Annotated in this window: 18 protein-coding genes and 1 pseudogene; 4 read left to right on the forward strand and 15 right to left on the reverse strand. The window is 58.5% G+C overall.

Annotated elements, in window-relative coordinates:
• Positions 1–104: 104 nt before the first annotated feature.
• Both P0D96_RS28555 and P0D96_RS28560 read left to right on the forward strand, forming a co-directional pair.
• A complete protein-coding gene (locus tag P0D96_RS28555) occupies positions 105–1,274 on the forward strand; it encodes a GNAT family N-acetyltransferase (RefSeq protein WP_408316769.1) in 1,170 nt (389 codons plus the stop codon).
• A gap of 9 nt (positions 1,275–1,283) precedes the next feature.
• Entirely contained in the window at positions 1,284–1,616 is a 333-nt protein-coding gene (locus P0D96_RS28560; RefSeq protein ID WP_132375545.1) for a GIY-YIG nuclease family protein, read from the forward strand.
• Between the two features lie 34 nt (positions 1,617–1,650).
• Here the strand turns inward: P0D96_RS28560 and P0D96_RS28565 are convergent, their stop codons facing one another.
• From P0D96_RS28565 to P0D96_RS28600, 8 genes are all read right to left on the reverse strand, one after another.
• Positions 1,651–3,747, reverse strand: coding sequence for an FUSC family protein (locus P0D96_RS28565; protein ID WP_408316771.1), 2,097 nt, complete (start codon positions 3,745–3,747; stop codon positions 1,651–1,653).
• A gap of 435 nt (positions 3,748–4,182) precedes the next feature.
• Complete coding sequence (locus P0D96_RS28570) at positions 4,183–5,169, reverse strand: hypothetical protein (RefSeq protein WP_408316773.1); 987 nt, start codon at positions 5,167–5,169, stop codon at positions 4,183–4,185.
• A gap of 100 nt (positions 5,170–5,269) precedes the next feature.
• Positions 5,270–5,896 (reverse strand): nucleoside/nucleotide kinase family protein, encoded by a 627-nt coding sequence (locus tag P0D96_RS28575; protein WP_408316775.1) that lies wholly within the window; start codon positions 5,894–5,896, stop codon positions 5,270–5,272.
• Between the two features lie 107 nt (positions 5,897–6,003).
• Entirely contained in the window at positions 6,004–6,879 is an 876-nt protein-coding gene (locus P0D96_RS28580; RefSeq protein WP_132375553.1) for a sugar phosphate isomerase/epimerase family protein, read from the reverse strand.
• Complete coding sequence (locus P0D96_RS28585; RefSeq protein ID WP_408180362.1) at positions 6,876–7,901, reverse strand: ABC transporter permease; 1,026 nt, start codon at positions 7,899–7,901, stop codon at positions 6,876–6,878. Before P0D96_RS28585 ends, P0D96_RS28580 begins: the two co-directional genes overlap by 4 nt.
• Positions 7,898–8,911, reverse strand: coding sequence for an ABC transporter permease (locus P0D96_RS28590; RefSeq protein WP_132375557.1), 1,014 nt, complete (start codon positions 8,909–8,911; stop codon positions 7,898–7,900). Before P0D96_RS28590 ends, P0D96_RS28585 begins: the two co-directional genes overlap by 4 nt.
• A complete protein-coding gene (locus tag P0D96_RS28595; RefSeq protein ID WP_408316848.1) occupies positions 8,904–10,418 on the reverse strand; it encodes a sugar ABC transporter ATP-binding protein in 1,515 nt (504 codons plus the stop codon). The genes P0D96_RS28590 and P0D96_RS28595 overlap by 8 nt, the downstream gene beginning before the upstream one ends.
• Before the next feature lie 170 nt (positions 10,419–10,588).
• Positions 10,589–11,581, reverse strand: a complete 993-nt coding sequence (locus P0D96_RS28600; protein WP_132375561.1) for a substrate-binding domain-containing protein — start codon at positions 11,579–11,581, stop codon at positions 10,589–10,591.
• Between the two features lie 223 nt (positions 11,582–11,804).
• Between P0D96_RS28600 and P0D96_RS28605 the strand changes: the two genes are divergently transcribed.
• On the forward strand, positions 11,805–12,860 hold the full coding sequence (locus tag P0D96_RS28605) for a LacI family DNA-binding transcriptional regulator (RefSeq protein WP_408316777.1): 1,056 nt from the start codon (positions 11,805–11,807) through the stop codon (positions 12,858–12,860).
• Positions 12,861–12,884: 24 nt separating this feature from the next.
• Here P0D96_RS28605 and P0D96_RS28610 read toward each other — a convergent pair.
• Positions 12,885–13,109: pseudogene (locus tag P0D96_RS28610) on the reverse strand (SOS response-associated peptidase family protein); the annotation flags it as partial.
• A 114-nt stretch (positions 13,110–13,223) separates the two neighbouring features.
• Between P0D96_RS28610 and P0D96_RS28615 the strand changes: the two are divergent.
• Entirely contained in the window at positions 13,224–13,613 is a 390-nt protein-coding gene (locus P0D96_RS28615) for a response regulator (protein WP_408316779.1), read from the forward strand.
• 298 nt (positions 13,614–13,911) lie between these two features.
• On the opposite strand, the gene P0D96_RS28620 is transcribed toward P0D96_RS28615, so the two are convergent.
• The 6 genes from P0D96_RS28620 to P0D96_RS28645 form a co-directional block, all read right to left on the reverse strand.
• Positions 13,912–14,991 carry a 4-hydroxyphenylpyruvate dioxygenase family protein gene (locus P0D96_RS28620; RefSeq protein ID WP_408316850.1) on the reverse strand — a complete coding sequence of 360 codons (1,080 nt, stop codon included), beginning with the start codon at positions 14,989–14,991 and terminating at the stop codon, positions 13,912–13,914.
• A 71-nt stretch (positions 14,992–15,062) separates the two neighbouring features.
• Positions 15,063–15,476: a RidA family protein gene (locus P0D96_RS28625; RefSeq protein ID WP_408316781.1), complete on the reverse strand. Its 414-nt coding sequence runs from the start codon at positions 15,474–15,476 to the stop codon at positions 15,063–15,065.
• A gap of 99 nt (positions 15,477–15,575) precedes the next feature.
• A complete protein-coding gene (locus P0D96_RS28630; protein ID WP_408316783.1) occupies positions 15,576–16,250 on the reverse strand; it encodes a Crp/Fnr family transcriptional regulator in 675 nt (224 codons plus the stop codon).
• A 152-nt stretch (positions 16,251–16,402) separates the two neighbouring features.
• On the reverse strand, positions 16,403–16,984 hold the full coding sequence (locus tag P0D96_RS28635; RefSeq protein WP_408316785.1) for a prolyl-tRNA synthetase associated domain-containing protein: 582 nt from the start codon (positions 16,982–16,984) through the stop codon (positions 16,403–16,405).
• 72 nt (positions 16,985–17,056) lie between these two features.
• Positions 17,057–18,469, reverse strand: coding sequence for an aspartate ammonia-lyase (locus P0D96_RS28640; protein ID WP_408316787.1), 1,413 nt, complete (start codon positions 18,467–18,469; stop codon positions 17,057–17,059).
• Positions 18,462–19,445 (reverse strand): LysR family transcriptional regulator, encoded by a 984-nt coding sequence (locus P0D96_RS28645; protein ID WP_132375575.1) that lies wholly within the window; start codon positions 19,443–19,445, stop codon positions 18,462–18,464. Before P0D96_RS28645 ends, P0D96_RS28640 begins: the two co-directional genes overlap by 8 nt.
• Positions 19,446–19,455: the final 10 nt, after the last annotated feature.

The following is a 19,455-nucleotide window of genomic DNA, read 5'->3' on the forward strand; positions in this document are numbered from 1 at the left end:
TTGCGAGTACCGCGGCTGGTTAGCTCGACGGAATGGACAAATCGGATAAACGAACGGCATCGCGCTCAGAGCGCCGCGCCGCTCATTGGGAACAGTCACACAGATTGAACCAGGAACGCTTTGATTATCGCACGGGCATTCTGGCGTCGCCCTCCGAGGTGGACGCCGCCGAATGGAATGCCCTTCTCGCGCAGCAGTCGCAGCCCACGCCGTTTCTGCGGCATGAGTTCTTGAGCGCCTTGCATGCGACCCGCTGCGCGGTCGCGGATAGCGGCTGGGCGCCGCAATTCGTCACGCTGACCGACCCGCGCACGGACAAGCTCGTGGCCGCCGCGCCCGTGTATCTGAAAGGGCACTCGTACGGCGAGTACGTGTTCGACTGGGCCTGGGCCGACGCCTACAAGCGCAACGGTTTGCCGTATTACCCGAAGCTGTTGTGCGCGGTGCCGTTCACGCCGGTGCAAGGCAACCGGTTGCTGTCGGCGGATACGTATGCGCTCAGGCATCTGGCGGCTACGCTGATGGCGTTCGCCGAACAGGCCGACGTGTCTTCGCTGCACGTGCTGTTTCCCACGGAAACGGAAGCGGACGCGCTCACCGAAATGGGCATGATGCAACGCGAAGGCGTGCAGTTTCATTGGCTGAACGACGGCTATCGCGACTTCGACGATTTCCTCTCCACGCTCGAACAGAAGAAGCGCAAGAACATTCGCGCCGAGCGCCGTAAAGTGCACGAGGCCGGCGTGACGATGCGCCGGATTCGCGGCGAGGACATCCAGGACGCGGACTGGCGTTTCTTCAGCAAGTGCTATCGGCAGACGTATCGCGAGCACTTTTCGAGTCCGTATCTGAACCTCGATTTCTTCCGCATGATCGGCGCGTCGATGCCGGAGAACCTGCTGCTCGTGATCGCCGAATACGAAGGCAAGCCGATCGCGAGTTCGCTCGTGGTGTATCAGCGCGACGCGAAAACCGGCGGCACACTGTATGGCCGCTATTGGGGCGCGCTCGAACACGTGCCGTGCCTGCACTTCGAAACGGCGTACTACCAGCCGCTCGAATTCTGCATCGAGGAAAAGCTCGGCGCGTTCGAAGGCGGCGCCCAAGGCGAGCACAAGATGGCCCGCGGCTTCCTGCCCACGGTAACGCGTTCGGCGCACTGGCTCGCGCATCCCGCTTTCGCCGATGCGGTCGGCCACTTTCTCGACAACGAAAAGAACAGCATCCACGCGTATGTGGACGAGCTGCGCGAACACAATCCGTTCAAAGGCTGAAGCGCATTCATGGCTTGGTTTCTCTATCTGCTCGAATGCTCGGACGGCAGCGTCTACACAGGCATCGCCGTCGATGTGCAGGCGCGCTTCGACAAACACGTGAGTGGCGAGGGCGCGCGCTATACGCGTTCGCGCAAGCCGGTGCAGGTGCTGGCGTCGTTCGAATTGACGGATCGGTCAAGCGCGTCACGCGCGGAGTATTGGGTCAAGCGGCTGTCGCCGTCCGAAAAGCGTGCGCTTGCGGCGGGCATGCGTACGCTCGAATCGGTGATGCCTTTGCCTGAGCCCGAAACGATTGCCGACGACGAGCAAGCTCAAGAAGAGCAAACCAGCAAGTCCTGATGCTTGAGCTTCGTACCGACTTGCACTGCCTTGGCTATCCCCTCGCCTCGCGCATCCGCTCGTTGAGCAGCCGATGCATCAGCGCAAGCTCGCCCACCGCATCGGCTTCCAGTGAGGTCAGCCCGTCTCGCGCGGGAAGCGCGAGGCGCACCGGCCGCAAATTTCGACTCAACGCGGTGTCGATGTCCGCGCTCACGGTCGCGACCCACGCGCCGAGTTCATCGTGCATGTCGCGCCGGTTCGTACTCAGGCGCAGTTGCGTCGCGGTGCCGGCCATTCTTCGCAACACGCTCAGCACCGTCAGCGTGACGGTATCGACCATCGAGTCCTCGAGTTTTTCAAGGCGCATCCGGCCAATGGCTTCCTCCGCGTTATTGCTGCCCAGACCGGCGGCGCGGCGCAAGCGCTCCATGTCCTTCTCGCTGCGGCGAGGCGATTCCAGCGCGGCCCTCAGATAGGCGAGATTGGCGCGCACCGCCTCGGCCAGATACGCGCGATAGTCGATCTTTTCGCGCGTCGGCCAGAGATAGAACGTGGCCAGCAGCGCCAACACGCAGCCGAGCACGTTGTTGCCGAGCCGCGTGAGCGCATAGGCGAATTCGCTCGCGCCCGGCGTCGCGAAGTCGGCCACCAGCACGAAGGTCGGAGTAAGGAACAGCACGAAGAGGCTGTAGCTGACGGGACGCAGCGCCATGGTCGCCATCACCAGCGGAAACACCGCGAGCGAAATGCCGAGCGGCGAATGGATCGCGTAACCGATACCCGCCGCCAGCACGCCGCCGACAATGCTGCCCGCCGCCCGCTCGATACTGCGCGGCCAAGTCGCGGCAATCGACGGTTGCAAGATCAGCAGCGTCGCCATGGTGGCCCAGTAGCCGAACGGCAGACCGAGCGCACGGATCACGAGAAAGCCCGTGGTGGTCGTCACGCCGACACGCGCCGCATGCCGCAAGCCAACAGATTCGACCGACAGGTTGGCCTTGAGCGTCGACCAGATTCGCGTGAAGAGCCGCGCGGCGCTGTCGCGCCAGCCTTCGGGCTGCGCATGCACCGGCGTGAAGTCGACCAGTTCGAAGTCGGACTTCAGCTTCACGGGTTCCATCAAGGCGGTTTCGAGCCGCCGCGCAAAACGCCGCAGACGTAGTTGCAGATCGGCGAGACGCGCCCACTGTGCGTCGTTGGCGGCCGCGCCGATGCCGCGCAGCACGTCGCCCATGACTGTCAGCAGGCGGGCCGCGCGTTTCGCGCGCCATGCGTCGTCGGGGACTCGTTCACATGCACCGGAGACGGCGATCAGGTACGCGAACAACGCTTCGCCGTCAGTCAGCAAGCCGAGCAGCGTATCGTAGGTTTCACGGCCGCCCGTTCTCGACGCGGGCACGCGCGCCAGCACTTTGCGCGAGCGCTCCAGCGCGGCGCGGGCATCGGCCCGAAATTTCGCGGCATGCGTGGCCCACTCGCCGCGTGCCGCGCGTCGTTCGAGCAGGCGGGCGCTGTCCAGTGCGATATCGGCGAGCCGCAGGTACACGGCGCGCAGCGTCGAGCGGCTCGTGCCAAACGGATGAATGCGCCAGACCGTCAGGCTCAGCGCCACGGCAAACAGACATCCGACCAGATAGATGCCGAGAAACGCCATGCCTTGCCGAACACTGTGCATCGGCCGGTCGACCATCACGACGCATGCGGTCGCCGCGAGAATCGTCACCTGCGAAGTGGCCGCGCCCCAGATCCTGCCGAACGCGCCGAGAGTCGTAAACACCAGCACCGCGAGCGCGGCGAACACGGCTCCAGCGCCGGAAGCGTAAGCCGTCAGGCCACCGCACAGCGTGGACAGCACCGCGAAGCCCATCATCGACGCAAAGCGGGCGCGGTTCGAGCCGGCCGCGTCGGCGAGGCAGGTCCAGAACGCGCCGATCGCGGCCCACGCGAAGGCCGGTTCGTGCAGCACGTTGCCGAGCGCGAGCATGGCCGTCGACGCGCACGCCGCCCTCAAGCCTTCGGACAGACTGGCTTCGCTCGTCGAAAACGACACCATCCATACCGGCCGCTTGCGGTAGATCGCGCTGACGACGGCATACAGCCAGTTCGACCAGCGTTGCGAAGACGACGGGTTGGACTTGCGATTCAACATCCGAACGGTGTGCTCCAAGGAAACGCGGAATGGCGCTGCGTCAGCGCATCGTGCTAGCCAGCGGCAGGCAGGCGCATGCAGATGCATGCACGCGACTAATCATAAGGGTTTACGCCTAGATATAAAAATGGCTTCGGTTCATCCTCTCGATGCACTGTGTCTATGCATCCACACTCAAGACCAGGCGGCGCGCGACGGCCTCGTGTTTCGACAGTCCATGAAATAACCGCGCGGCCTTTGCTGGCTCGCGCGGTTTTTTGTCTGTCCGGAACGCCGCCAAAGGCTCGCCGGTGCAGCGGTCCCGACCCTCTCTTGCGGTGAAGCCTATGCCACGGGGTCCGGTCTCAACCCCGAACTCAGCGGTTTCGTAGCATTGGCCTTCGCTTTGGCGGTCAAAGTCGTTCCAATGTCGGTTGTCGCCTTCGCAGCCGTTAGTCAGACTTCATAGCGCTGCACCGACAAACGGTACGTAATGGTCCGCGGCACTCCTGCTTTGAAGACCATTCCGGTGCGGCCGGCGAGCGGATGATCGGCAGGCGGAATCGCCACCCGGCTGAGGTCAAAGAAGCTGTTGACCGGTTCCACCCCTACAGCGAAGTGTCGCCCTGACCAGGGTTCGTGTGTACGCCCAGCGTTGCTAATCCAAAGCAACGCATCGGGAAGCTCTTCCGCATTCCAGTCGAGAGATACATCGGCGTGCTGCTCCGGGTACCGCAACACAAACGGTGGCTTACATTCTGCGATTTGCAACAACTCTTCGGTTGTTTCGGGCAACGGCAGGCGGGTCACGTCCATCAGCCCTTGCGTGGTCGGAATTTCCTTCAAGGTCGAGATGGTACTGTTCGGCAGAATTCGCGAGACGCCGGGCTCTAGTGGAACGGGGTAGCTGTAGATGGCCTGATACTCACAAGCGAGGATTTCAACGCCTCCCACTGGAACAGCAAAAGTTGGATGAAGGGCGAACGGCAAATTCACGTCACGACGGGCATGGACGGTAAGTGAGACGACCAGCGCGGGTGCGTCAGGCTCCACTTCAATCTTGCGCTCAAGCCTCTCAATCTCGCTGTCAGAGGGGTAGGCGATTTGAAGCGTGAGCATGCGGTCGCTTTGCTCCACCAGTTGCCACATGTGATTCGCGCCATACCCGTGAACCCAGTCATCATCGGCATCACGAATCCGGAAATCGGGCGGCAGATCCGTAGGTACGTCGACCATTCCGAACGGAAGGCAAGGCCATTCCCCGCGCAACGCGCGCATAAGTCCAGGTCGGTGCGCATCATCCTCCCAGGGAGCAACGTGCAGCGGAGAGACAGAACGTCCGCCTCCAAGGTCAAAGCGCACCGGCGCAAGCATTCCACCAAGTGCTTGAACCTCCGCCTCGCCGTGTGCCCATTTCAACGTCCAGCGCTTGATTGATTCCATCGTGAAGTTTTATCAATGTTCAGCCGGAAATCCAAAGATACTCGAGGAAGGCAACACATGGTGCATCGCCTCGTGGGGTGCTAGAACCCTTGAATGTGCCTTACGATGACCACTGGAATTGAACATCGGCTCGCTCTCTAGTTAAATCAATCAAGGTCGCGTTCACTTCGTCAGTTTTCTGAACCCATTGTTCTGCTGCAGCCTGGTCCCGGCCGAAATCAACATGCCGAGTAACAAGACGCTGCCGTCGCAGGTCCGGGTCGACGTTGACATACCAAACTTCGTCGAGCAACGGTCGCGCAGCTTTCCAATGGCCGTGCTCGAGAAGAAGGTAATTCCCTTCCGTGATTACAAGCGGTATATCAGCCGCCACAGGGATTGCGCCGGCGATGGGTTCTTCAATTTCCCGGCGAAATGTGGGAGCGTAGATTGTTTCGTCGTGACGCTGCTCACGCAGGCGCCTCAGAAGTGCAATATACCCCGCACTGTCAAATGTATCTTCCGCACCTTTGCGGGATGCGCGACCGAGCCGCGCGAGTTCGATATTCGCAAGATGAAACCCGTCCATCGGCACAACCACTGCCTTTCCGGGAAAAGCATCAAGGATTGCTTGCGCCAGTGTTGATTTGCCTGCACCCGGCGCACCAACCAAACCGAGGATGTAGCGCCGCCCGTCAGAAACTAACTGGTGGAGGCGACCGAGGTAGCGGTCTTCAATCGTCGACATAATCCAGGGTACTCCAAAAAAGTGACGGTCGGCGAGAACTCTTCTTATCCTCGCCGAAGCCCGATTGCCGAGCCATTGTCGCGACACTTACTTCATCCGGTAGGCGCCTAGTGGTGCGTTTTTGCTTTTGCGGCGGCGTTGATGCCACCAGCGATGAACTCCCGCGCATGTTTGGCCAGGTCCATACCGTCGTCCCACAAGTTGCGCCAGATTGCCAACGCATTGGACAACTGCTCGTTGACGACCGTCGACGAGAAGCTCTCAAAAGTTACGACGCCCTTGTAGTCAATCATGGCGAGTGCGTGGAAGAACTGAGAGAAATCGATCGTCCCCGACCCGAGGTAGCCGCGATTGCTTTCCCCGATATGAACGTAGCCAAGACGCTTGCCACATTGCAGAACCGGCTGCATAAAATCGGATTCCTCAATGTTCATGTGATACGTATCGAGGTGAACGACAACATTGGGCGCATCGACCTCGTCAATCATGGCAAGCGCCTGCGAAGCGGTGTTCAGCAAATTGCTCTCGTAGCGATTTACCACTTCAAGCCCAAGCGTCACGTTCTTCTTCAACGCGAAATCAGCAATGCGCTTGAGCGAATCAATCGCATTACGACGGCCTTGCTTGGTAACCGGTGCATTGTATTTTCCCATCGCACCGTAAAGAATCCCGCCGAAGTAGCCTCCACCCAGCTCTGCCGTGACGCTAATACCTTCCTCCAGCATCGAAACCCCGCGTGCGACCGTAGCAGAGTCCTCGCTGGACACGTCCGCATCAAAGGTGAGACCGCGCGAGCAACCGATATCCAACTCATGCTCTTGCAGCAAATCCCGCGTGAGCGCCAGGTCCATGACCTTCGGCCCATGCAACGACAGTTCAGCCAGGTCGAAACCAGCAGCTTTGGTCTGGCTCAAGACTTTGCGAGTCGATTCGGGGGTGAGGTCGCCAGCCCATACCAGTGCGTGTACGCCAAGCTTATTCATTGTGTAACTCCTTCAGATGCGGTCACGCGCCTGCGGACCAAAGTTTTCGAAATGCCCTTCGCCCATGCCCAACGGAAGAGCATCACAGCAAGCAAGAACACGCCCCACAGCGCAGTCGCCAGGTGTTGGTTGGCACCGAGCAAATTGAGGCCAGAAGCGATAACCTGCAGAATCACAAGTGCAATCACGACCGGTACGACGCGACCAAAGCCGCCGAATGGGTCCACGCGACCCAAGAAGCACGCAAGCACGGAAATGAGCAGAAAGGCCTCGCCATGGCCAACGCGAACCGAGTTGAACTGGGCGGCCATCACCACGCCAGCGACGCCGCACATCAATCCCGATAGCATGTAAATTCGGGTGACGGCGCGTGTCGTCGCGATGCCGGAGTACCGCGTCGCCTCGAGATTCGACCCAATCATGCGTGTGGCGAAGCCTAGCCGCGACCGTGTCATGACAACGTGCCAAAGTAATGCGCAGCCGAGAAAAATCAGGAGGGGAATCGGTACGCCGAGGAAGACCCCGTTGCCCATTTCGCGCACAAACGGCGGGAACCCGGAGATGTCGCCGCCACGAGTGAGGAACTCCCCCAATCCGCGCAAGAAAATCATCATCGACAAGGACACGAGGATGGGGCTTGCTCCCGTACGCGCAATGACGGCGCCCATCACCCAACCGGCGGCGGCGCCTGTGGCCAACGCGGCAGCGATGCCGAGGATGATGGCTAAAGCGCCGGCGTCCGCTCCGCCGTACGTACGCAGCACCCACGCCATGGCCAACCCCGAAATGTTCGCGGTGAAAGTCACCGAGAGATTGAAGCCGCCGGAAATCAAAGGCATCAGCATGGCCAGCGTAAAGAACCCGAGCTCCGGCAACTGGAACGCTACCGACACGAATGTGCTCGCCGAGAAAAAGCGGTCAGATGCGAAGCTCAGGACAGCGACGACCAGGATGAGAAACCCAAGCAACCCGGCGACGTCTGCCGGTACGAGCGGCGCGCGTTGAGATGAGGACATTTTCATGACGAGGCCTTTACGCTTTGTGACGTGAATCGCGCTCCGACGAGCTTGGCGAAGCCGCCGCTCGACAAGGTAATGGCGATGAGGATGATGGCTCCGATGATCATCTTGAACGCGTACGGCGAGATGCCGAGCAAGTTCAGGCCGTTGGCGGTGATGGCGGTCAGGAGGATGCCGAGGATGGCGCCGAGAATCGTGCCGCGGCCGCCGCCCAACCTTGCACCACCGAGCACTACGGCAGCAAGCACATCCAATTCGCGGCCGTAAAATGCGTTCGGAACGACTTCCTGCACGTAGTGGGCTTGCATGAGTCCGGCAATGCCGGCCATCATGCCGAGCCATCCAAAGGCGATGTAATGCATCGCACCTATGTTGACCCCCACGCGGCGCGCCGCCTCGGGGTTGTCGCCCATTGCGTAGAGCTGTCGACCGGTTGTCGTGCGCCGCAGCAGAAACCATGTTGCTATGACCATGACGACCATCACGGCCACAGGCAGTGCGAGATTCGCATTGCCACTCGCGGTGTTGAAATGGATGAGGGAAACTCTGTCCGTCCACCAGTCCGGCAGGTCGTAAATAGAGACCCCGCCCGTGAGAAACATCAACCCGCCGAAGAACACATTGAACGTGGCAATCGTCACCACAATTGAAACAATGCGAAATCTGTAGATAATCGTGGCGTTGATTGAGCCAAGCAGAAATCCGAAAAACGCGGACACGATGAAGCCGAGAGCCCAGTTACCACCACCGAGTCGCATCACGGTCAACGCAGTGAGGTACTGAACCACCGATGCGCCGACGGCGAATGAGATATCAATGCCACCAGCAATCAGCACCACCAGTAGCCCGACTGCGAAAATGATGTTGACGGAACTCTGGTTGAGCAGGTCGAACAGATTGGGAAGAGTAAGGAATGTCGAGGTTGAAAGGCTGAGGCCAATCACCATGATGGCGATTACGAGAATCAGGAGGGCCTCGATCGAACCGATTCCGAGTTTGCGAAAATCAGGCATGGACGTCTCGCTCGATTTGTTCCATCGTTGTCATTCCCGGCACGTACTCTTTAACAATGCGGCCGTCGCGCATATGCAGAATTCGGTCGGAGTTGAAGTAGACCTCCGGAATTTCGTCCGATATCAGCAAGATGGCCATACCCTCAGCAGCGAGCTTGTGAATGATGGCGAAGATGCCGGCACGGGCGCCGACATCGACGCCGACGGTGGGCGAATCCAGAATAAGGAGCTTCGGGTTTGTTGCCAGCCACTTGGCGAGCACGATGCGCTGCTGGTTGCCGCCCGACAGCGTGGAGACCGCATCGTCCGGTTTTCCAATTTTCACGGCCAGTTGTTGGATCCAGTCTTGAATCAGCGCGTTTCTTTTTTTGGCAGCAATGAGATGGGTGCCATCCAGAAGGTTGTCCAACACCGCCGCGACCGTGTTGTCTCCGATTGATTGCGGCTGGACAAGGCCGAGTTGGAGTCGGTCTTCAGACACGTAGGCTATCCCTGCCTGGATAGCATCACGATTTGTGCGCAGCGAAATCTCTTTTCCGTCGAGCTGGATGAAACCCGCACCTGGGCGCGTCATTCCGAAAAGCGACAATGCAACTTCCGTTCTTCCTGCGCCAAGGCGTCCCGTCATGCCAAGAATCTCGCCTCGTCGCACTTTGAACGACACGTCATGGTATTGACGGGCTCGCGATAACCCCTGTACCTCCAGTACAACCGGCGCTTTCTTCAGGTCTGTCGTGCGTACTTCATAGTCGAAAGTTCGGCCCGTCATCAATTCCGTGAGGCGGGTTTGCGTCATCCCTTCGGTGGGAAAGGTGCCGACGTACTGTCCATCGCGGAAAACGGTCACGCGGGTGCAGACGTCCAGCACTTCAGCGAGCCGATGGCTGACGAACACCACGGCAATTCCGTCCGCAGAAAGTCGCCGGACAATTTTCAGCAGAGCTTCGGTCTCAGCATGGCTGAGCGAGGCAGTCGGCTCGTCCATGAAGACAAGACGTGCGTCGCGAACAAGCGCTCTGGCGATGGCCACGACTTGGCGCTGGGCAATTGATAGCGAGCGAACAGAACGGTTGAGGTCGATGGAGACTCCGAGCCGCTCGAGAATCCGGCGGGCCGCCTCCTTCATCTTTCCGTATCTAACGATACGCGGACGAGACCCCAGGTTCTGCTCGAAAGCGATGTTTTCCGCGACAGTCATTTCGGGGAAAAGCGCCAGGTCTTGCCAGATGACCTGAATACCGAGGTCACGGGCCCTGGCCGGGTCGAGCCCTTCGATTGACTCACCGTCCATGAGCATCACTGCGCCAGGCTCCGGCTGATAGACCCCACTGATAATCTTGATGATGGTGCTCTTGCCGCAGCCATTCTCGCCCGCAAGGCAGAGAACTTCTCCGGGCATGACGTCGAACTTCACGGCCCGCAGCGCCTTAACGCCACCGAAGATTTTGGAAATGTTCTCGAGCTTGAGCAGTGGCATGCAGTCGCCGTCGAGCGCGCCCGATGCCATGTGCGCATCACCTCGTTGAGAACGGTGGACGTTGATGGAAGCTGGTTGACTCATGGAAACGCTCCGATGGTACTTGCGCGCGACTGGCTGGCGACCAGATGTGTCGTACCGTTAACTTCCGGGTGAGCAGCGCTGCAACCGCGCTCACCCGTTCGGTAAAAGGATTGCGGTCAGAGGCCCATCTTTGCGAGGTCGTCGACGGTTTTGGCGTTGAGGTCGACAAGTTGGTCGACAATCAGGTTGTGACCGTCGGGATGAACAACACCCAGACCCGGAATATTCGTGCCGTCCTTAATCGGCTGCCCCTTTACGAGCATCGTGCCCAGCGTCACAAACACTTCGCCCGCGACTTCCGGATTCCACATGTACCCGCCGCTCAACACGCCATCGTGGACGAGCTTTCGGCCCTGTCCAGGCGAGAACGGCCCGAGAACCAGGACCTTTCCTTTCGCCTGCTGCTCCGCGACGGCGCGAGCCGCCCCAATCGGGCCCTGACTGCCGAACGCAAGGATGCCCTTCAAGTTAGGATGAGCGCGCATCAGGTCAAGCGCGGTTTTGCGCGACGCGTCCACGTCTTCAGCGACGCCGTAGCGATCGCCGACGAGGGTCATCCCGGGATAGTTGGCCTTGATGTAGGCGATTGCCGCATCCGCCCAGGCGTTATGGAGCGGCACTGTCAGCGAACCGACGAAAACGGCGTATTCGCCCTTCCCGCCCAGCGCCTCGCCAAGGCGTTTTCCGTAGGCTTCGCCGAAACCTTTGGACGAGGCCAGTTCAAAGTCCCAGTCCACGTTCTGCTGCTTCGGTGACTCATGGGTAATGACCTTGATACCGGCGGCTCTGGCGCGCTGAAGAACGGGTTCCAGAACCTGTGCGTCGTTCGGCACGACGCCGATGACGTCTACGTGCTGCGCAATCAAGTCCTCGATTGCTCGTACCTGGAGCGCAGGGTCAGCGCTCGTCGGCCCGACCATGAATGCCTTGACGCCGAGTTGGTCAGCGCGCTTCTTGATGCCCGCTTCCATGGCGTTGAACCATGGAATGCCGCCAATCTTCACAACGACACCGATTACAGGCTTGTCAGGCGAGGCCGATGCAAAACTCGTCGTCAAGGCGAGCGCGACTGCGCCGGCGCCCAAAGTGCGGATGATGTTCTTGAACATGTCTCCTCCGGTAGACGCCTGGGCACGCAGACGCCCTAAATGAGTGATTAAAGGCCCGACTTCGCATCTTGCTAAAGTTGCTAAATCCATTTAGCAGTTCGGGTGGGTGTATGCTGAATCTATTTAGCACTTCGGTCGAGCCGGAAAAACCCTGGTATTGGGTACTGTCGGGAAACGGCTACCTTTTCGGGACATAACGGCGCAATGCCCTCGGAGCAACTTGATGGCAAGCAGCAACCCCGGACGCAAGTCCACGATTTATGACGTCGCAAAGGCGACAGGTTCTTCGACGGCTACGGTCAGCATGGTGCTGAACGGCAGTTGGGTCCGCTATCGAATCAAAGAGGAGACTGCGAACCGAATACTCGAAAGCGCGCGTCAGCTTGGGTATAACGTCAACATGAAAGCTCGAGGACTGCGGCTGTCGCGCTCGGGTCTCGTGGGTATGGTTCTTCCCCATTATCGGAACCGTTTTTTTGCGGGGCTCGCCGAGACCTTCGAAGAGCAGGCTCGTAGTCGTGGACTTTGCCCGATAGTTGTGGGCACTCAGCGCGACCCCGCAGTCGAGGTGAGCGTTACAGAAACACTCCTTTCGCAGCGGGTCGAACTGCTATTTATCGCCGGCGTGCGTAACCCGACACCACTGAACGAGCTCTGTTCGGCCGCAGGTGTCCCTTCCATCAATCTGGACCTGCCAGGTGACGGTGCGCCGTCGGTCGTATCCGATAACCGCAAAGGCGCTCAAGCTATTACGGACGTGCTGATTGACAAGCTGCTAGCACGCGGCGCGGCGCCAGACGAGTTGCTCTTGCTAGGAGGTGTCGCGGATGAATATGCGACTGAGATGCGTATCGCAGGATTCAGAGACGCTTTCGAAGCTCGTCAAATGACGCCTGCTGCAGATGCAATCGACTGCTGTGGATATAACGCCGCTGCTGCCAAACGCGCACTCACGATTCGCTGTGAAAAGCTTGGGCGACTTCCGGCCGGTTTGCTGATGAATTCGATTACCGCGTTTGAAGGGGTGGTTCAGTTCACGTCAACGTTGCCGCCTGACGCGTGGAAGTCTGCGGTTGTCGGCTGCTTCGACTGGGACCCATTCGCGGCAAATCTACCTTTCGACGTGACCATGTTGCGGCAGGACGTGCAAACGATCATTTCTGAAGCGTTCAAGCTGGCCGAAAACTATGACTCGACGGACCGGTCTCTGATTCTCGTGCCAACGGGTCTGGGCAAGAAGTTTGAAGAAGCCGACCAAACGAAGGAGTTTGACCGATAACTTCGGTCTGGAAATAGTGGCGGTCTTTACAACGGGCTGACCATTTTCCATGACCATCACGGGCGCGTAATGCTCAGGATAGATGCGTGAGTCCCGCACCTTACGCTCGGCGCACTGAATGTCCTCCAGTTCGCCGCGCTTCCAGGCGATTTTGTCGGTAGCGATTCGCTGACTTTCGGTTGCAGTCTTGGTCACTTTTACCTGGAGTGACCGGTCGGCGTCCGTTAGCCGTTTACGCTGCTTAAACAGGACATTATGCGAAACGACACGAGCGCTACAGGCGTGCGGTGCCGACGAGATTTTGTGTGAACTTTAGCCAGCATCAGGCTGCCAAACATCATGTGGCGGCTCGGACAATTGCGTATGACAAGCGTATTGCTGGTAGACGATGATGAGGAGACGTTGGCTGCATGGAGCGCCAGTTGTGCCGCTGATGGGTTTGAGGTTAGGAGCGCGCGCGACGGCCAATCAGCATTGGCAATGTTCATCGAATTTCCTGTGGACATTGTGGTTGCCGACTGGCGTATGCCGGTGATGTCGGGAAGCGAACTCTGTCACCAACTGCGCACTCTTCCCGGACTAGCCGATGTTGTCTTCATACTGGTTTCAGGAGAGCCGAGTCCACCCGCCTTCGTCAGCTACGACGGTTTCCTTCGCAAGCCCGTAGATGGGCAAATTTTACTGGCTACCATGCGACGGCTGCTGACAGAGCACGCAACGCATCGAGAGCACCGGCGCGGCGGGACGACGTAATGAAGCGAACGTCTGCTTTTGTGCATGATATACGGCGTCACTCGCGTAGATTGACGCTATCGTGTCGAGGTCTTTCTTCGCCACGGCAGTCATCCATGCGTCGTACCGGGATAGGAAATGTTTTCGGATGTCCTGCTCCGTCGTGGCTTCATTCCTTCAAGATTCTCGGCGACCATGTTTAGGGAATGGGTCGAAGGCGATTAGCAAAGTCCCGCAGGCGATGCATTGGATTCGTCCTTTGCGCCGCCTCTTGGGAGTGCAGTAGGCGGCAGGGACTACGGCCGCCCCTGCCGCGCGGTCAATTGAGCGAGCCGCGTTGTTGCTGGTCCTTCTCCTGCGATTCGAACAGCGTCTTGAAATTGCCTTCGCCAAATCCGTCTTCTCCGCGGCGTTCAATAATTTCGAAGAAGACCGGGCCGATCTGACGCTTCGTGAAGCGTTGGAGCAGAATTTTCTGCGGACCCTTACCGTCGACCAGGATGCCACGCTCAGTCAGACGCCTGATGTCGAGGCCGTGCCCCGGAAGACGTCTATCGATTCCGTCGTAATAGTTCTGCGATGGCGCCGCCATAAACTCGACGCCGGCGGCACTGAGCTTTTGAATGGTGTCTTCGATGTCGGACGTCAGCAGCGCGATGTGTTGAATCCCTTCGCCACCGTAGTCACGGATGAATTCATCGTTCTGGTTGAGCACGCCAGGTTGGTCATGGGCGGCAGCTGCCACCGGAATCGACACGCGGCCGCACGGGCTCACCATTGAGCGCGCACGCATTCCGGACATGTGCCCTTTGACTTCGAGATACTGCTTCTCCGCGAAGCCGAACGTGTCGCGGTAGAAGTTGGCCCACAAATCTAGGTTCTTGGGGTGGACAATATTCGACGTATGGTCGACGGCCAGGATATTGGCGTCACCTTCCTGCGTGTTTCGGGCTTCAACCGGAAGCGAGAAGATTTCGCGGAAGTCGCTGTCAACAAAGTACACGAGACTGTCTCCGATACCGAGAATCGTCGGCGTGTCGAGGACAAACGTTCCTTCCTTTTCGGCAGAGGCGCTAACCGCACCGCCGGCCACTGCCTGCTCGCGTGCAGCCTGTGCGTTGTTGACGCGAATGCCAATCGCCCTCACTGACGCACCATGCCGGGACTCGAACGCGTTCGGATTCCCATTAACGATGAACGCGGCCGCGCCTTGCGTCATCAGGAGCATGCCGCTCCTGGACTTACCGCGAAGACAGAAGCCAAGTTTCTCGAAGAGATCGACGAGCTCCATCGGTCGGGACGAGACGAATTCTACGAAGGCGAATCCGTCAGTTTTTACTCGAGTACTCATGATATTAGGTGGCATTCCAAAGTATGGGCCACGCGCGGAACTAGGCATCGCCGCAAAGGGAGTCGACTGGTATTCCACGAAGTCACCAGCAAAGAGAATCTTCTGCTCCGGCGTGAAAATTACTTGCGGGTCGCAGCGACGACCTTGATTTCGACGATAAGCTCAGGGCGAGCCAGCGCGGCGATACCGAGAATGGTCCATGCCGGGAAGTCGGAGCGGATGTATTGCTCTTTTACCTCGCGGAAGGTGGCGAGTTGTGAGCCAACATCGACGTGATAGGAAACAAGCTCGACGACATCCGTGAAATCGAGGTCCATATGCTTGAGCACGGCTTCGATGCGCTTGAATGCGACGTCGAATTGCTCCTTCGGGTCCTCCGGAATCAACCCGTCGGCGCGCAGCCCGATTTGCCCGGCGATAAACACCAGCCCTTTGGCCGTCACGGCCGGCGAATACTGGAACAGGTCGAAAATTCGATTGCTTCCGAAGGTTGCGTCATCGTCAGGAAGACGCAGGCGCTCGATTTTGCTCATGGCAGTCCTTCAATCAACTGGAGTAGTACGGGAAATTGATTCCAACGTGACCACTTTAAGTGACCGACAAGGCTGCAGTCTGTATAGCGAGTTACCAAATCAGCCGAGAAGTTTGGACGAATCGAGCACCCAGATGCGACGCTGCCGGAGCTCAATCGCGCCGAGCGTCGTCAACCGCTTCAATGCGCGTGTGACAGTGACGCGGGTCGCGCCCGTCATTGCGGCGATTTGCTCGTGCGTCAGAGGGATGGATATCAGCGTCCCGTTCTCGCGCTTCTCGCCGTACAGCTCTGCCAGCCGCCCCAGTAGTTCCCCGATTCTCATCTCCGGCTTCGGAAGTGCAAGGTATTGAATGCGGGAGGCCAGGATCCGCTGCTTGAGCGCAACAATGCGCATGAGGGAGATGGCAAGCTCCGGGCAGGACGGAATGACGCCTGTGATAACCCTGATGTCGAACTCAATCAGTTCCGAATCCTCAGCTGCGATGGCTGTCGCAATGCGCGGAAAACCGTCCATTGCAGGGGACTCGCCAAACATCGCCCATGGCCCCATCATTTCAAGCATGAACTCGGCGCCATCGCTTTGAAAAATCGAGACCTGAATACGGCCTGAAAGCAGAAAGTAAAAGGTAAAGCCGAGTTCGCCCTGACGATAAATCATGCTGCCCTTCTCGACCTTTATCTTCCGACCGAGATGGGCTGCGCGAATCCACACGCCCGCAGTAGCGTCGTCCATATGCCATGTCTCGGTGGTCGCCGCGGCGCTCTTGCTCAAGCCTGTCCCCTTTCATGTAGGCGTGCCGACGCGCGTATTGTGGCACGAACGTAAGACCGGTTCGATTGCGGGTTCGGGTGCCTGGTCACGAAGACGCTTGATAAGCGCAAGCACTTCCTTCATCTGGCGCACAGAGATAGCAGTAGTCGGTTCTACACTTCGTCTCTTATACGTGGCGCGTCGGCGCACATATCCGGGACCGGCAGTGTTGCCCAGGCTGCGGCGGACAGGGTGTTGGTTGCAAATCCAGCGAGGTCCCGCCAATCTACAGGGTGGTCTACGCTCGCGAGAAAGTCATCCAATGCTGCTCGGGAAAGCGACACGCTTGCATTGTTCTCAAGCGGGTGAAACAGAAACGTTGACTCCCGGGCCAGCCCTGAGTCGATGACAAGTCGAACACACCTGGCATCATCATTGACCAACGCGAGGGGGCTCAGAGAGCCAGTCCGTATTCCCAGCAATTCGAAGAGCTTGTCTGCGGACGCGAACGAAAGCCGTTTGCTACCCAGAGCTTCGGCGACCGCGGACAGGTCAAGCGATTTGGTGGCGGCCGTCACTACGAGAAAGTACCGGCCCTTCTTATCTTGGAGGAGCAGGTTTTTACAGCGTGCTCCTTCCAGCGAAAGCGTCAGCTTTTCAGACTCGGCCATATTAAGCACCGAATCATGCTCCTCGCAGAAAAATGGTATCTCCCTTTGTTCCAGGAGATTCAGTAGCTCGTCTTTTCCTAGCATGCTGTCGTCTATCTTTAACCAAAAGCGAGCGGACCCGCAACGGCTCCAGGCCGGCTCGCTCGCAGCGAACGCTTACGCGTCAAACACAGGATACGACGCCTTGCGAATTGCCGCGAAGGTGTCTTCCTTGGAAAGCAGTCCGGACTCGTCCAGAATCGAGACCAGAGAGCGGCCTTCGACCACGGATTGGCGCGCAAGCTTGCTTACACGAGCGTAGCCAATCTTCGGAACCAGTGCCGTAGCAACCGCCATGGATTCCATCAAATGCTGCTCGTTGCGCGCAATATCAGCCTTGATGTCCTTGACGCACTTCTGCGAGAAGCGCTGAATGCCGTTTGTGAGCAGCGCAATGCTGTCGAAAACGCGCGACGCGACCACGGGCTCGAAATGGTTGATTTCCAGTTCGCCGTACTGCACTGCCTGCGCAACTGCAACGTCATTTCCAACAACCGCGAAGCTCAGCTGAATCATCGCCATCGGCAGGACAGGATTCACCTTACCCGGCATGATGGATGACCCGGCCTGCGCTTCCGGCAGCTTCAGCTCTCCAAGGCCGCCAACAGGACCCGACGACAGGACCGTCAGGTCGGATGCGATTTTCGCGAGAGAAACAGCACACGTGCGAAGTTCAGCCGAAACGCGTGAGAACACATCCATGTTCTGCATTGCATCGAACGGATTCGTTGGCGCGTGATAGTCGACTCCGGTGATGTCGCGAAGGTGCGCGTACACAGCGGCACGGTAACCGGCGGGCGCGCCGAAGCCGGTTCCAATTGCGGTGCCACCCAAAGGAAGTGTTCGGAGCTTATGCCGGACCGCAATGAGCTCCTCTGCCAAACGCTGTGTCAGAGACGCGTAGCCTCCGAACAGTTGACCCAGACGCATGGGCTGAGCGTCCTGCAGGCAAGTCCTACCGAGATGCAGTATGTCAGCGAACTCGGTGGCTTTGCTATCAAACAGGGCAGCAAGTTGCGTGAGCTCTTCGATCAATGGGTCGAGCATTGCGTACGTCGCAATTTTCAACGCCGCCGGATAGACATCGTTCGTAGATTGGGACAGGTTGACGTGGTCATTCGGATGAATCACTTCATAGTTTCCGGCAGCGCGACCCAAAAGCTGCTGGGCGCGATTGGCGATGACCTCGTTGAAGTTCATGTTGGTGGATGTCCCGCCCGACCCCTCCATCAGGTCGATCACGAACGAAGCGTCAAAGTGCCCCTCGATGACTTCCTGGCACGCTTTGACGATGGCCTGGCATTGCTCTTTGGTCAGGACCGCGTTATCGCAGTTGGCCAGAGCCGCAGCCCACTTGACCTGGGCGAAAGCGTCTCGGAACTGCGCGTAGTGGGCGATGTTCAGAGACGAAACCGTGAGGTTGTCAACTCCGCGAACCGTGTTGACTCCATACAGCTTGTCGCCTGGAATGGTGACTTCACCGACATAGTCACGTTCGACTCGCTGTTCACCTTGAGTAAGCTTATTCATAAGAATTCCTTTCGCCAACGGTAATAAGTTTCTCTATTTCTCCGCCTAAGGCTTTCAGCCTCGGCAAGAATGACGTTTCAATGACCTCGCGCGCGGTATCGCACGCGTCATCAAAAAATGCGTTGTATTCGTCCCTTCGCGCCACCAGGTAAAGAGAACGCTCGAGACCCAACTTTTCAACCACATGGATAGCGACGTTGCCTGCATGCGTCACCCCCTGAAGATGGCACATTGGGGACGTGATGGCCCATCCAATTCCTTCCGCAACCATCGAGGTCAACGCATCGGCGTTGTCCAGTTCAAGCCGGTTCGGAAGCCGCACTTCAATTCGTCGCAAATATCGCTCAATCTGCATCCCAACCTGTGAAGTGCGATTGAATCGAACAATGGGCAAGCTGTTGCCAAGCGCTCGTACATCCTCGACGGTTCGCACGGGTCTCCTGAGTGCCTTCGGCGTTATGACGAAGTAGCGCTCCGAAAAAAGTCGATACCGAACCACGTCATTCGCATCCATTAACGGGTCGCTCGTGACAATCAGGTCGAGGTCACGCCGCAGAAGCGCTTCTCCCTGCTGGGGACTCAACCCGGTACGTATCGACAGCTGCGAAACTTTTCCCAGCAAGTTCTTTGTAAATACTGAGCCGCAAGTAGACGCAAACGAGTCGACCAGCCCGATACGCAAGTCCGGCTTGATGCCTCGTCCGGCTTCTACGACCTGCGCCTTCAGATTCGCAATCTCTTCGCTTAAAACGGCGCCTCGATTTCGAAGTGCGATGCCAAAGGGTGTTAGCGCCAGCGGCCTAGTCGTGCGGTTGACAAGGACGACGCCCAATTCTTCCTCGAGTTGCCGAATGATTTGCGACACGCCTGATTGAGATATACCCAGCCTGGCTGCCGCCGACGACATGCTTCCCTCTTCGGCGACGGCGACAAAGACCTGTACTGCATGCATATCGATGGGTTTGATTGGCGACATGGCGCGTCCT

This window comes from Paraburkholderia sp. RL17-347-BIC-D, from assembly GCF_046027915.1.
Taxonomy (GTDB): domain Bacteria; phylum Pseudomonadota; class Gammaproteobacteria; order Burkholderiales; family Burkholderiaceae; genus Paraburkholderia.